The sequence below is a fragment of the Mucilaginibacter aquatilis genome (assembly GCF_009755275.1).
Lineage (GTDB): Bacteria > Bacteroidota > Bacteroidia > Sphingobacteriales > Sphingobacteriaceae > Mucilaginibacter > Mucilaginibacter aquatilis.
In genome coordinates this window covers 1-13013 of the sequence record NZ_WQLA01000003.1, presented here as the reverse complement: position 1 = coordinate 13013, position 13013 = coordinate 1, and the positions used below count along the sequence as shown (strand labels likewise).

Genomic DNA, 13013 nt, shown 5'->3' with positions numbered 1-13013 from the left:
ATTTGTTATATAAAAGTTATGCGCTCAATTTTAATCATTTTATTCCTGATGCTTGGTTATGTATCGGCTTTTTCACAAAAGGGGCAACCCGGCTATTTTTATGACACTAAAGGCAATAAAGTTATTGGCTTTATACAACCCGGCCAAAGCGGCAAAGGGCCAATAAAAAATGAAGGCTTTATTTTATATAAAGAAAACCCAAAAGCCAATGAGATTAAGCTAAGCGCCAGCGATATCAAATATTTTGTGATGGGCAGAGACAGCTTTATTGTTGCTCATCCGCCATCATATGAAACCTGGCCTAAAGCAGAAATTGATTTTGTTAAGGTTGAATTAGATGAGCCGCTTAAGCTATATACTTATTATGGCGGAAGCAATGGCAGCGGCGGTGGCGGCTTTAAGGTTTCACCAAGTTTTTCGGGCGGTATAGGTACTGGCGGCTTTGGAGGATATGGCGGCGGCGGTGTAGGTATAAGTTTAGGTAGTGGTGGCGGCCGTGGCGGTTCAAAGGGTGCAACCTACTATTTTGGCGAAAGCGTATCAGGCATGTCGCAGGTTACACCCATGAATTTTGTAGACGTGATGACCGATATAATGGCAGATGAGCCACAAGCCGTTGAAGCTATTCAACAAGGCAAATTTAACATCACAAAAATGGAAGGCCTCATTAAATACTACAATGCCTTAAAAGGCGCCAGGGCCAAACAATAGTTATACTAAAACAAGTTCAGACTCGGTATTTGATTGTTGCTTCTTTTGCGTTAAAGCACCTGCGTTGGCAAAGTTTTTAAACATTAATTCGTAGGTAATTATACACCAAACGGCAATGCAAGGCCATGCTTTCATTACATATTTATTGATAAATTCATGCCTTATATATTTAGGGAATGCATCGGTAGGCCCTAAACCGGTTATCAATACAAGCAAAACCAGTAACACAATATTTGTACGCGTAAATGGCTTCTCGTTCATGAAAATCCATAGCGTAGCACCTACTACTGCAATAATGTAGGTAGGATGTTCTGACCCGGTACTGAACAATACAATAAGCATCAAAGCTGAAGCCAGCACCTGGTACCTGAAACGTTTGAAGGGATACTGCTTAATCCTAAGTAACGGCAAGCCAAAGCCCATTACGCCCAACAGTAAAAAAGGCCAGTTGGGTATGTTTATATTACGTGTTAAATGCCTTGCCGTTCCCATAACCGATATATCCTGCGAACTTTCAAGCCCAAGGTTTTCGAGGTTTTTAGCATGCAGCGATTCGTACCAGTCAACATAACATTGCAAAACAAATTGCCTGCTCGAAATTAACATTGGCAATGCCAGGAAAACGCCCGTCCAAATTAAACCCCACATAACAAACTTCACCTTATGCTTCGAGAATAAGAAAAAGGTTATTCCAACAATGGGATATAGTTTGATTAACGTTCCAAGTACAATAAATAACGTTGCCCATTCATCCTTTTCGTCTTCAACCAGTAAAAAGCTAAATATTATGATGGCTGTAATTACGGCGTTAAATTGAATATAATGAGATGCATTGGCAAACTCCATTACACTAAACAGCATAATGAACATTTTATGCTTGTTGGGTAACGGTAATAAGCGTATAGCTAACACAATAAGTGCAGCGTTCAAAATGCAAAACAGAAGAAAGCCCGCTCCATCGGGCAACAAAGCAAATGGAGCTATTAGCAAACTAAACACTACGCCGTAGTGATTACTGTCGCCATATTCGGCAGGGTAGTAATTGTAAAGATTTTTTTGCTGTACGGTATGGTAGTACACGTACTTAAAAATTGAATAGTTATTGTAGCGGTTATTAAAGTACTTAAAAAACCAGCTAAAAATTGATACTAAAAAGTAAAGGCCGCTAACTAAATTGCAGGCCGATAATTGGTTTAATCTGCGTTTCATTTGTAACAAAGGGGTTACAAATATAATATTTTCTAAATGCTTATAAAATATTGGAGATTAGATATGCGTTAGATTTGTTGTGCAATTACAAAACCACACGCCCAGGCCCATTGAAAGTTGTAACCACCAAGCCAGCCTGTAACATCAACACATTCGCCTCCAAAATATAGTCCGGACACTTTTTTAGCTTCTAACGTTTTTGACGATAATTCGGCCGTATCAATACCGCCGCGCATTACTTCGGCCTTGTCGTAACCTTTATCTCCTGCCGGCTTAACTTTGAATTGATGAATAAGCTGCTCAACCAATTCAACATCAACTTTACTAAGCGATGAAATATTTTTTTGAACAGGTAAGCTGCCTGATAATGCCTCGGCAAATTTGCGCGTAAATAATGTTGCCAGTAAATTCAATAGCATTTTTTTAGGATTGCTTACCTTTTCGGCAGCTATCACATTACTCATTCTTTGGTGCGGAAGCATATCAATATAAAATACCTCACCAGCCTGCCAATATGAGGATATTTGCAATACGGCCGGACCGCTTAAACCCCAGTGGGTGAACAAAATATTTTCTTCAAAGCTGATTCTGTCGTTCCAAACCCGGCAAAAAATGCTGTTTCCTGATAATTGCTCATACCATGATTGATCTTTACCCGTAATTGTTAACGGCACTAAGGCTGGCATAGGCTTCACAACGTTCAAACCGAAAGCTCTGCCGGTACGCAAACCAAAATCGCTGGCTCCCAGCTTTTGTACAGGTAACCCGCCCGAAGCTATAACTACCTTTGGTACACGTAGTGCACCTTTACCCCTATTACCCTGGTAAGCAACTATAAATTGATCGCCTTCCTTTTGAATTGATGTTACTTCGGTATCAAGCCAAACTGTTTGCTGCAAATCATCGCACAAGCTGCTAAATACGTCTACAATATCTTTGGCCTTATTAGTGGTAGGAAACAGCTGACCGAGCGTTTTTTCCTGTCCGTAAATACCATATGTTTCAAAGAAGCCTATCGTATCATCAACCGTCCATTGTGATAATGCCGACTTGCTAAAATGTGTGTTACCCGACAAGAATTGCTGTGCCGACGTATGAAGGTTAGTATAATTACACCGTCCGCCGCCACTGATTAATATTTTAGCGCCCAGGCGGTTATTACGCTCTATAATAAGTGTTTTTTTACCCAGGAAGCCTGCCTGTACGGCGCACATTAACCCACACGCACCGCCGCCAATAATTATAGCATCAAAATTTGATTGTTTTGTTAGATTTGCATCCATGAACGAAGTTTCGCAAATATCGGAATTTGGAAAGATATTCATCTTCCTAATTGTGGGCTTTGTTATGGTGGGTGTAACTGTTTTTTTAAATAAGCTCATATCACCCAATAAACCCAACCCCGAAAAACTTACTTCATACGAGTGTGGCGAAGAACCGGTAGGCAGCGCCTGGATACCCTTCAACACCCGCTTTTACGTAATTGCGCTTATATTTTTGCTATTTGATGTTGAAATGGTTTTCATTTTTCCATGGGCAACAGTTTATGCCAATGCCGGTTTGATAGCTACAGATAACCGCTGGGGGATTTTCTCGCTTACAGAAATGTTTGTATTTGCAGGCATTTTAATATTAGGCCTTGTATATGTGTGGCGTAAAGGCGACCTTGAATGGATAAAACCCAAGCAGGCAATACCTCAAACCAACGTAAATATACCTTTTTCGGCATACGATATACTAAACAGCCGCCAGGCTGCGTTTAAGCCTAAAGAATTTTCAATTAAACATGATAATGAGCCGGTAACGGCCACCCAGCAAACAGCTGTTGCAGCACAACCAGTGCGTAAGCCCATGTTTAAGCCATCTTTTAAAAAGCAAGCTGACGATGCAGGGAATGAATGAAGAAGGGGGGGTAATTGTAACCAAGTTGAACGATTTGTTGAACTGGTCGCGCTTGTCATCATTATGGCCGTTAAGCTTTGGCATTGCCTGTTGTGCAATTGAAATGATGGGCATGTATGCCTCTACTTACGATGTTGACCGCCTGGGTGTATTTCCGCGGCCATCGGCAAGGCAGGCTGATGTTATTATTATTGCAGGTACCGTAACTTTTAAAATGGCAGAGCGTATAAAACGCTTATACGAACAAATGCCTGAACCTCGTTATGTTATCTCTATGGGATCGTGCTCAAATTGCGGCGGTCCTTACTGGCAACATGGCTACCATGTGGTTAAAGGCGTTGACCGTGTTATACCTGTAGATGTGTATGTGCAAGGCTGCCCTCCCCGCCCGGAAGCTCTTATTGGGGCAATAATTGAGCTTCAAAAGAAAATTGAGCAGGAAAGCTTGCTCAACGCTTAAAAAAATCACGATTTTCTTAACCATAGATTGAACTTTTTATTTTTTTTCAGAGTTCAAATCGCTTATTTATTTTTATTGAGATTATTTAATATTTATCGTAACTATTTGTAGATCAATCTCGTCTAAAAGTTAAATACATTATATACATGAAAATAATTTACAAAGCCCCTCTAATTGGAAGTGTGCTGCTGGGTGCCGTAACATTTAACACCGGCTGCAAAAGCTATGACGACATAGCCTCGCATTACAGCTCAAAGCACATAAAAGCCAATAAAAATTTAGTAAAAACTCAAATTCCGGAAACGGGCGAGTTGGGTTATATTGTACTGGCATTAACCGAAGCCGGAAGCAACTACGTAAACACTAACAGTCCTTATTATGATGAGGTGGTTAAACACTTCAGCAACTTTAAAAATCATAAGGTTGTTGAAATGCTTAATGAAGACTTAAAGGAAAATCCTGAATTTTTCAGCCACTTCCGCAATGGGTTGTACGCCTTTACGGTTAATAAGCATGATAAGGTGGTTTTGAAAACCGATTACCGTATAGATCTTAACCGTGTTGACTTCAGACGCTACACCAGCGCACTGAACGATTTCATGGAAGACTCAAAATTCCGTGAGTTTTATACGGCGCATAAAGATTTTTACAGCAAAATTGAAGCTGCTCAAAATCAAAACCTCACTATGACTTCGGCATGGAATTCAGTTGGTCACAATAAAAAATACACCAAACCATTTCATAGCTACCAGGTAATTGTATCTCCTTTAATGAAGGGTGAAACCAGTACATTAAGCGTTAGCGGTCGTGGTTTTAGCGAGTGCCTTATCTTTGCCGAATCGGCCGATAAGGTGTTAGCCTCAGCTAACAGAATTGCTAATAACGAAACTGCTTCAAACAGATAATAGCGTTTATAACAATATATTTAGCCCGGTTTATTTAACCGGGCTTTTTTTGTGGCTTAACATTTAAAATAAAGCATTAGCTAATAAAATTCATAATTTTAATAGCTAATTATTACCAATATTACAACAAACACGCGTTGCCTTAATACGTTTAATAGGCAACTTTCACTCATCTAAAAACACTATGCACATTAAACTTTACCACTCCTTAATTAGCCTGGCCATACTTACCACAATTGGCGGCTGCAAAAGTTATGACGTTACATCACGATACACATCGCGATACATTACCTCAAATACCGGTAAGCTTGCCGTTGTAACGCCGGAAGCTTACGAACTGGGCCTATCAATTTTAGCCTTAACTGAATTTGCCGGGCGCGACACATCATTAATTAACTCTAATACCGATTATTACAGGGAGTTTAAAGCCTATTTCGATAAATACAAAAGCCACAAAGCAGTTGTTCAACTCAATGCCGGTTTAACCTCAGCTAAAATGGTTGAGCAATTCCGCAACGGATTATTTGCTTTTAAACTTATTGACGGGCGTTTTGCACTTAATGAGAATTATCGTATTGATAATAGCAAAATACAGTTTAAACGCTACGCCATTCTATTTGAAGATTTTTATCGCGACAGCAATTTCGAAGGTTTTTACAGTGCACATCAAAGCACTTACGGCCAAATTAGACAAAAAACAGAAGGTTTAGTAAGTTTTGACAACCTGAAAAGCACTTTAAATAAAGATGCAAACAGCTTTCATATCGTCGTATCGCCGTTGATGAAAGGCTTTGCTGGTACAATGGATATCAAAGGAATGAATTTTAACGAATGCGTTGTGTTTCCTTACCTAACCTCATCATCCCTTGTTTACAAGCAAGCTAAGTAAGATAATCGCTTCAATAAAAAAGGCTGTTCAAAACTTAGTTTGAACAGCCTTTTTTGTTTTTACTCAAGTTTATCTTATTGGCCCTGCGCAAGAGAGTAACCTATCTTATCGCCAAACTTCATCAAAAACTCTACCGAACCAACTTTTACGGCATCAGATACCTGCGCAGCTAAATCAAAAATATCGCGCTGCGTTAGTTCGCTGTTATCAACCTTTTCGTAACGTATACGGAACTGGTTTACCAACTCGGTATAAACCGAACCCGTTGGCCAAACCTGTGTGCCACGGTTTGAGATCATAATAAGTTCAAACTTATCGTTCAACTTGCTTTTTGCAATTTCAGCTAACTCCGATGGCTGACCGGTGAACTCAACAAAAATATCGGCACCTAATATTTCCTCTTTGATGTTAGGATCGGTAACGGTTATCTTGTTTTTCTCAGGAGTAAAGTCGGAGTTGGTTTTGCATTCAAAATTAGGCTGACCATGAGCACCACCTACTGATGGGTGTTTACCTAAGTTAGCAATAATACATTCGGCAAACTCAGTAGTATTTGATGATTTGGTTGCACGGTCGCCAAAATCACCTGTATGCACACCTTTTTCCAGTGTATAAAGTAACGCATTCTCAATGGTAGCGGCATGCCCTGTCAAGCCAAGGAAACGTAGCATTGATATACCTGATAATAACAACGCCGTTGGGTTAGCTATATTCTTGCCCTGAATGTCAGGAGCAGTACCATGTACAGCTTCAAAAATTGAAATGTTATCACCAATGTTTGCTGATGGTGCAAAGCCCAGGCCTCCTACCAAACCGGCACAAAGGTCAGACACGATGTCGCCCTGCAGGTTGGTTAATACAATTGCCTGGAACATTTCAGGATGACTAACCAGCTTCATACAAAGGTCGTCAACAATAATATCTGAGGCTTGTATTTCAGGATAATCTTTTGCTATTTCATAAAACGTTTCAAGGAACAAGCCATCAGTAAGCTTCATAATGTTGGCTTTGTGGCCACAGGCAAGCTTTCTTAAACCTTTACGGCGGGCCATTTCAAATGCATAACGTATAACCTGTGCCGAACCCGGACGTGTAATTATACGACGACCAACGGCCACGTCATTAGTAATCATGTGCTCAATACCACCGTAAGTATCCTCAATATTTTCACGAATGATGGTCATATTGATTTGGATACCGGCTTTTGAAAACACGGTTTGTACACCGTTAAGGGTACGAAAATCGCGCTGGTTAGCATAAGTATTCCAAACTTTACGTGCGGTAACGTTTATACTTTTTACGCCCTTGCCTTTAGGGGTTTCCATAGGGCCTTTAAACAAGATGCCCAAATTTTCGATGGTGGCTTTTGCTGCTTCGGTCATACCGGTTGAGTGCCCTGCATCGAAATAAGATTTTCCCATTTCTACAAATTCATACTCAAGAGGTACTTCGTTCGCCTCAAAAATATTTAGTACGGCCTCCATAATTTCGGGACCTATACCATCGCCTTTGGCTACTGCTATTCTTGTCTTCATTAAGGGTAATGTATTTAGTTAATAACCTTCGGCAAATATACAGCTAAACATGCATAAATGATTTGGTTAAATTTTGATTTAGGCTTTTTGAAAGATTTGGGCTTAATTTGCATACTGAAATTATGAAGGCATTTTATGGCGATTTAAGGCTTGGAATTTTAGGCGGCGGGCAGTTGGGCCGCATGCTTATACAGCAAGCCATTAATTATAACGTAACCGTTAAAGTTTTAGACCCCGACCGCGATGCTCCCTGTCGCAAACTATGCGATGAGTTTGTAACCGGCTCACTGAGCGATTATGAAACCGTATATAATTTTGGCAAAAAGGTTGATCTGCTTACCATTGAAATTGAAAAGGTAAACGTTGATGCGCTTGAGCAATTAGAGCGTGAGGGCGTAGTTGTATATCCGCAGCCGCGTGTTATAAGACTTATACAGGATAAAGGTTTACAAAAACAATTTTTTAAAGAAAACGAAATACCCACAGCCGAATTTCAAATCATCAGCAACGCAAAAGATTTAGAGCAGGCACAAATACCTTTTCCGTACATTCAAAAACTGCGCCGGGATGGTTATGATGGCAAAGGCGTTTATAAGGTAGTTGACCAAAGCTATTTAGAGAACGCATTTACAGAACCAAGCCTTATTGAACGCTGGGTTGATTTTGAAAAAGAAATAGCTGTAATAGTTGCCCGCAACGAGAAAGGTGATATTGAAACTTTCCCGATGGTTGAAATGGAGTTTAACCCTGAAGCTAATTTGGTGGAGTTTTTAATTTCTCCATCTACCCTTTCATTTGAAGTACAGCAAGAGGCCGCAACCATAGCTAAAAAAATTGCCGAAAGCCTGCGCATAGTTGGCTTACTCGCAGTTGAGATGTTTTTAGATAAAAGCGGCAAAATACTGGTTAATGAACTTGCTCCACGCCCGCATAACAGCGGCCATCAAACTATTGAGGGCAATGTGGTATCACAATTTGAGCAGCACTTGCGTGCTATATTTAACCAACCTTTAGGTAATACCGAAAGCCTGAGCAATGCCATAATGATTAACGTATTGGGCGAGCAGGGTCACGAAGGTCCGGCTGTTTATCAGGGCATTGAAAAAGTTTTGAATTGCCCGGGTGTTTATGTTCACCTTTATGGTAAGGCATTAACCAAACCTTTCCGTAAAATGGGTCACGTTACCATTGTTGATGTTGATAGAGAGAAAGCGATTGAAAAAGCGCGTTACGTTCAAAACACACTTAAGGTAGTTAGCTAAGCAGTTCATAACTGATAGTTCATGGTTCATAACAGCTCTTTAGCTACATAAACGCAACCATGAATTTTTGACCATGAACCATAACCCATAAACTATGAACCAAGAATATAAAGTAGGAATTATAATGGGCAGCAAATCAGATCTGCCCGTAATGCAGGATGCTGCCGATATACTTACAGAATTAGGCGTTGCCTTTGAAATAACTGTAGTATCGGCCCACCGTACGCCCGACAGGCTTTTTGATTACGCTAAAACGGCAGCCATCCGTGGGTTAAAAGTGATTATTGCAGGTGCAGGTGGTGCAGCTCACCTACCCGGCATGGTTGCTTCGTTAACTCATTTACCTGTTATAGGAGTTCCGGTAAAATCAAGCAACTCTATTGATGGATGGGATTCTGTTTTATCAATACTACAAATGCCAAACGGTATTCCTGTTGCTACTGTAGCGTTAAATGCCTCAAAAAATGCAGGTTTATTAGCTGCACAAATACTATCAACAGCCGATGAAAACTTATGCCAGGCACTAATTAATTATAAGCAGGAATTAGCCCAAAAAGTATTAGACTCGGCCAATGATATGCAGGCGGAAGGCCTACCTATAGGTTACAATGCTTAAGCTTGCCGCGTCAAAATTTAAATAATTAAACAATAAAGCCCTTCCTTTTTCAAGAAGCGCTTTGTTGTTTAATTAAGCGTTGGATTTTCCGGAAAATTAGCAATGTGTGCATATCGTTGACCGAGGCTAATTACTACTTCACGCCAAAGATTTTGCTCATCGTGCATAAAGAGTAGTTCCGGATTGAATTTATTGGCTACAATCCAGGTATCTTCAGTTATTTCCATATCCAGCTGAGCTGGGTTCCAGCCTGAGTAGCCCATGAAAAAGCGTATCTCATCCTGGGTTAACTGGTAGGTATTTATAAGTTCTTTAACCTGGTCAAAATTTCCGCCCCAGTATATACCATCCCATATTTCAACACCACCCTCAATTTTATCAGGACAACGGTGTATAAAATGCAGTGTATTATTGGCAACAGGGCCTCCAATGTAAACGGGCATTTCTGAGTAGGCCACATCGGGCAAAACATCGCTTATATTATATTCGCTTATATGATTTAATACATAGCCTAAAGTACCATCTTCAGAATGTTCGGCCAGTAGTATTACCGAGCGCTTAAAATTCGGATCCATCATAAATGGTTCTGAAATTAAAAGTCGTCCGGCGGCAGGTGCAATAGTACTTAGCATAGTTATATTTTTATAATTATAACATGAACTGTCCGATTATGTTCATTTTGAGTAAAACCCACGTTAATTAATAATAGCAATTAGTAAGTTTGCAACAATGGATGCAACAGACATACAAAACTTAAGACAGGACTACAAAGCCAGTTCGCTTCACGAAGCCGATACTCATGCCAACCCTGTAAAACAATTTGAGACCTGGTTTAACGAAGCTGTAAAAGCCGAGATACACGAGCCTAATGCCATGACACTGGCAACCTCTACTCATGATGGCCGGCCATCGGCAAGAGTTGTTTTATTAAAAGGGTTTGATGAAAAAGGCTTTATATTCTACACCAATTACCTGAGCAGAAAAGGCAAGGAAATAGCTAAGAATCCGCATGCGGCGTTAGTATTTTTTTGGGGCGATTTAGAGAGACAGGTACGTATTGAAGGCACCATTGAAAAGTTAAGCAAAGAGCAGTCGGAGGCGTATTTTCATTCGAGGCCGGTAGGCAGCCAAATTGGTGCTGTTGCATCGCCGCAAAGCCAGGAAATTGCCGACCGCGATGTACTTGAAAAAAAATGGCAGCAACTGGAAACCGAATATGAGGGAAAAGAAATTCCAAAACCTGCTTATTGGGGTGGCTACGTGCTGAAACCGCAACTTGTTGAATTTTGGCAAGGCCGTAGCAGCCGTTTGCATGATCGTATTCTTTACAAAAAAGCTGATAAAAACAACTGGAAAAAAGTAAGGTTAGCGCCATGATTTTAGATAGCGTTAAAGACATACTGAGTGCCCGTTTTGACGATGGGGTAATTATAGGTGAGGAAACATCGGGCTTGCAGCCTGCTCTGTTGATTAATCCTGAGCAAATTGCTGACGTTTGTCTTGAACTTAGAGACAACCCCGCTACTTATTTTGATTTTTTGTCTTGCTTATCGGGTATTGATTATGGCGTTACTACAAACCGCTTTGGGGTAGTTTACCATTTAGCATCTATACCCTATCAAACTCAGCTTACACTAAAAATAAGTAAAGAGCATACGCGAGACATTAACGACTTACCCTCCTTTCCCACCCTTTCAAACGTTTACCGTACAGCCGATTGGCACGAACGTGAGGCCTATGACCTGGTAGGAATCTATTTTGAAGGGCATCCCGATTTAAGGCGCATTCTGTTACCTGACGACTGGATAGGTTATCCTTTAAGGAAAGATTACAAGGCAGCAGAATACTATAAAGGAATAAAGGTTGATTGATTTACTTCCATTTAATAGAGCTTAGCCAGAAAGATCAACCCTTATATCCAACACTCAAACCTCAAAATGACTGCATTAGAACGATATCATAGAAAAATTGCTGAAGCAGCTACTCAGGATATGATCCTGAATATGGGGCCGCAACACCCTTCAACTCACGGGGTTTTGCGTTTGGAATTAATTACCGATGGTGAAATAGTTAAAGAGGTAATTCCACATGCAGGTTATCTGCACAGGTGTTTTGACAAACATGCCGAAAACCTAACCTACCAGCAAACCATCCCTTTTACCGACAGGCTTGATTACCTTTCATCAATGAACAACAGCCACATTTGGGTAATGGGCGTTGAGAGGATGCTGGGCATTGATAAGGATATACCAAAACGTGTGGAGTATATACGTGTACTGATGTGTGAATTGAACCGTATTGCTTCGCATTTGATTTCTATAGGAACATACGGAATTGATATCGGTGCCTTTACGCCGTTTTTATGGTGTTTTCGCGACCGTGAACACATTATGGGGATGCTTGAATGGGCTTCTGGCTCGCGCATGTTGTATAATTACATTTGGATTGGTGGCCTGTTCTTTGACCTGCCGGTTGGCTTTGAAGAACGCTGCCGCGAATTTGTTGAATACTTTAAGCCAAAAATGACCGAGCTCAATGAGCTTTTAACCAACAACCAAATATTTATTAGTCGTACAGCTAACGTTGGAGTGCTACCAATGGATGTTGCCATTAATTACGGCTGCTCGGGACCAATGCTGCGAGGTTCGGGCCTAAAATGGGATTTAAGACGTATTGATAATTACTCGGTATACGGGGAGCTTGATTTTGAGGTGCCAATTGGCACCGGTGCAATGGGTACTACAGGTGATTGCTGGGACCGTAACAAGGTTAGGGTTGATGAAATTGGAGAGTCACTTAAAATTATTGAACAGTGCCTTGACCGCCTGCAAAAAGAATTGAAACGCACGCCTGAGTTTGATCCTCGTGCCAAACTTCCGCGCCGCCTTGCGCCTAAAGCTCAGGACTACTATATGCGTGGTGAGTGCTCAAAGGGCGAATTAGGATTTTACTTCATTGCCGATCCTACAGGCAAATCAGAAATTCCGTTCAGAGTTAAAGCGCGCGGACCAAGTTTTAATAACCTATCGGTAATATCCGAAATATCTAAAGGCGTTATGATTGCGGACCTGATTGCTATAGTTGGTTCAATTGATTTTGTATTAGGAGAGTTAGATAGATAACTTAAACACTACAATAAGCGCTTTAAAACAACACAGGCCGCATCAAATGACGCGGCCTATCCTACTTCACAATCTATTTAATAATCTACTTAGGGGCTTTGTTACTTGCAGTTTATTCTCTGCTGGCCAGTACCTGTGCTGGTGTGCTTTGAGCCTGCTCAGCTTGCATGCCTGCAAAAATCACACCCTCGGTGTAGGCATGGCCTTTGATGCTCATGGTATTGATGCCTTTTGCTAATGCTGATACCACTACCTGGTAACCTTGTGCGCTTACTGACTTTTGTGCTGCTGCTAACGTGAATGCATTGTTTGCCTTGGCTACCATTTCGTTGTACATTCCCTCATGCTGCATGTAAAAGCTGTGGAAAGCTGTCTCTTTGTAAAAGCTCTCTAATAATGAGG

The 13013-nt window shown here is 40.8% G+C and carries 15 protein-coding genes; 10 read left to right on the top strand and 5 right to left on the bottom strand.

Annotation, left to right across the window (positions count from 1 at the left end):
* The first annotated feature begins 18 nt into the window (after window positions 1-18).
* Window positions 19-711, top strand: coding sequence for a hypothetical protein (locus GO816_RS18710; RefSeq protein WP_198171455.1), 693 nt, complete (start codon window positions 19-21; stop codon window positions 709-711).
* Here GO816_RS18710 and GO816_RS07805 read toward each other — a convergent pair whose 3' ends face one another.
* The gene (locus tag GO816_RS07805) at window positions 712-1920 is read right to left on the bottom strand and encodes a glycosyltransferase family 87 protein (RefSeq protein ID WP_157540874.1); all 1209 of its coding nucleotides are present in this window, start codon (window positions 1918-1920) and stop codon (window positions 712-714) included. It abuts the gene before it with no gap.
* A gap of 68 nt (window positions 1921-1988) precedes the next feature.
* Window positions 1989-3203 (bottom strand): BaiN/RdsA family NAD(P)/FAD-dependent oxidoreductase, encoded by a 1215-nt coding sequence (locus GO816_RS07800; protein WP_157540873.1) that lies wholly within the window; start codon window positions 3201-3203, stop codon window positions 1989-1991.
* On the opposite strand from GO816_RS07800, the gene GO816_RS07795 reads away from it, so the two are divergent.
* The 4 genes from GO816_RS07795 (at window position 3202) to GO816_RS07780 (ending at window position 6076) form a co-directional block, all read left to right on the top strand.
* Window positions 3202-3822 carry an NADH-quinone oxidoreductase subunit A gene (locus GO816_RS07795; protein WP_157540872.1) on the top strand — a complete coding sequence of 207 codons (621 nt, stop codon included), beginning with the start codon at window positions 3202-3204 and terminating at the stop codon, window positions 3820-3822. The two genes, GO816_RS07800 and GO816_RS07795, sit on opposite strands and share 2 nt — an antisense overlap.
* Window positions 3806-4282 carry an NADH-quinone oxidoreductase subunit B gene (locus tag GO816_RS07790; RefSeq protein WP_157540870.1) on the top strand — a complete coding sequence of 159 codons (477 nt, stop codon included), beginning with the start codon at window positions 3806-3808 and terminating at the stop codon, window positions 4280-4282. The genes GO816_RS07795 and GO816_RS07790 overlap by 17 nt, the downstream gene beginning before the upstream one ends.
* Before the next feature lie 146 nt (window positions 4283-4428).
* Window positions 4429-5187 (top strand): DUF4932 domain-containing protein, encoded by a 759-nt coding sequence (locus GO816_RS07785; RefSeq protein WP_157540868.1) that lies wholly within the window; start codon window positions 4429-4431, stop codon window positions 5185-5187.
* Window positions 5188-5371: 184 nt separating this feature from the next.
* Window positions 5372-6076 carry a DUF4932 domain-containing protein gene (locus GO816_RS07780; protein ID WP_157540866.1) on the top strand — a complete coding sequence of 235 codons (705 nt, stop codon included), beginning with the start codon at window positions 5372-5374 and terminating at the stop codon, window positions 6074-6076.
* Between the two features lie 74 nt (window positions 6077-6150).
* Here GO816_RS07780 and GO816_RS07775 read toward each other — a convergent pair whose 3' ends face one another.
* Complete coding sequence (locus GO816_RS07775; protein ID WP_157540864.1) at window positions 6151-7611, bottom strand: isocitrate/isopropylmalate family dehydrogenase; 1461 nt, start codon at window positions 7609-7611, stop codon at window positions 6151-6153.
* Between the two features lie 122 nt (window positions 7612-7733).
* On the opposite strand from GO816_RS07775, the gene GO816_RS07770 reads away from it, so the two are divergent.
* A complete protein-coding gene (locus GO816_RS07770) occupies window positions 7734-8873 on the top strand; it encodes a 5-(carboxyamino)imidazole ribonucleotide synthase (protein ID WP_157540862.1) in 1140 nt (379 codons plus the stop codon).
* A 94-nt stretch (window positions 8874-8967) separates the two neighbouring features.
* A complete protein-coding gene (gene purE / locus GO816_RS07765; protein ID WP_157540860.1) occupies window positions 8968-9489 on the top strand; it encodes a 5-(carboxyamino)imidazole ribonucleotide mutase in 522 nt (173 codons plus the stop codon).
* A 68-nt stretch (window positions 9490-9557) separates the two neighbouring features.
* Here purE and GO816_RS07760 read toward each other — a convergent pair whose 3' ends face one another.
* Entirely contained in the window at window positions 9558-10121 is a 564-nt protein-coding gene (locus GO816_RS07760; protein ID WP_157540858.1) for a YqgE/AlgH family protein, read from the bottom strand.
* A 97-nt stretch (window positions 10122-10218) separates the two neighbouring features.
* On the opposite strand from GO816_RS07760, the gene pdxH reads away from it, so the two are divergent.
* The 3 genes from pdxH to GO816_RS07745 all read left to right on the top strand — a co-directional run bounded on the left by pdxH (window position 10219) and on the right by GO816_RS07745 (window position 12611).
* Window positions 10219-10866 (top strand): pyridoxamine 5'-phosphate oxidase, encoded by a 648-nt coding sequence (pdxH, locus tag GO816_RS07755; protein ID WP_157540856.1) that lies wholly within the window; start codon window positions 10219-10221, stop codon window positions 10864-10866.
* Window positions 10863-11360, top strand: coding sequence for an NADH-quinone oxidoreductase subunit C (locus GO816_RS07750; RefSeq protein WP_157540854.1), 498 nt, complete (start codon window positions 10863-10865; stop codon window positions 11358-11360). The genes pdxH and GO816_RS07750 overlap by 4 nt, the downstream gene beginning before the upstream one ends.
* Before the next feature lie 66 nt (window positions 11361-11426).
* Complete coding sequence (locus GO816_RS07745) at window positions 11427-12611, top strand: NADH-quinone oxidoreductase subunit D (RefSeq protein WP_157540852.1); 1185 nt, start codon at window positions 11427-11429, stop codon at window positions 12609-12611.
* A 112-nt stretch (window positions 12612-12723) separates the two neighbouring features.
* Here the strand turns inward: GO816_RS07745 and GO816_RS18705 are convergent.
* Window positions 12724-13013, bottom strand: a 290-nt coding sequence (locus tag GO816_RS18705; protein ID WP_198171454.1) for a hypothetical protein, incomplete at its 5' end; no start/stop codon positions are given.

Bases quoted from the DNA above. Each gene is read 5' to 3' on its own strand.
- pdxH (WP_157540856.1), top strand. From the start codon at position 10,219: ATGGATGCAACAGACATACAAAACTTAAGACAGGACTACAAAGCCAGT.
- GO816_RS07780 (WP_157540866.1), top strand. From the start codon at position 5,372: ATGCACATTAAACTTTACCACTCCTTAATTAGCCTGGCCATACTTACC.
- GO816_RS07785 (WP_157540868.1), top strand. From the start codon at position 4,429: ATGAAAATAATTTACAAAGCCCCTCTAATTGGAAGTGTGCTGCTGGGT.
- GO816_RS18710 (WP_198171455.1), top strand. From the start codon at position 19: ATGCGCTCAATTTTAATCATTTTATTCCTGATGCTTGGTTATGTATCG.
- GO816_RS07750 (WP_157540854.1), top strand. From the start codon at position 10,863: ATGATTTTAGATAGCGTTAAAGACATACTGAGTGCCCGTTTTGACGAT.
- GO816_RS07800 (WP_157540873.1), bottom strand. From the start codon at position 3,203: ATGGATGCAAATCTAACAAAACAATCAAATTTTGATGCTATAATTATT.
- GO816_RS07790 (WP_157540870.1), top strand. From the start codon at position 3,806: ATGCAGGGAATGAATGAAGAAGGGGGGGTAATTGTAACCAAGTTGAAC.
- GO816_RS07795 (WP_157540872.1), top strand. From the start codon at position 3,202: ATGAACGAAGTTTCGCAAATATCGGAATTTGGAAAGATATTCATCTTC.
- purE (WP_157540860.1), top strand. From the start codon at position 8,968: ATGAACCAAGAATATAAAGTAGGAATTATAATGGGCAGCAAATCAGAT.
- GO816_RS07760 (WP_157540858.1), bottom strand. From the start codon at position 10,121: ATGCTAAGTACTATTGCACCTGCCGCCGGACGACTTTTAATTTCAGAA.
- GO816_RS07775 (WP_157540864.1), bottom strand. From the start codon at position 7,611: ATGAAGACAAGAATAGCAGTAGCCAAAGGCGATGGTATAGGTCCCGAA.
- GO816_RS07745 (WP_157540852.1), top strand. From the start codon at position 11,427: ATGACTGCATTAGAACGATATCATAGAAAAATTGCTGAAGCAGCTACT.
- GO816_RS07805 (WP_157540874.1), bottom strand. From the start codon at position 1,920: ATGAAACGCAGATTAAACCAATTATCGGCCTGCAATTTAGTTAGCGGC.
- GO816_RS07770 (WP_157540862.1), top strand. From the start codon at position 7,734: ATGAAGGCATTTTATGGCGATTTAAGGCTTGGAATTTTAGGCGGCGGG.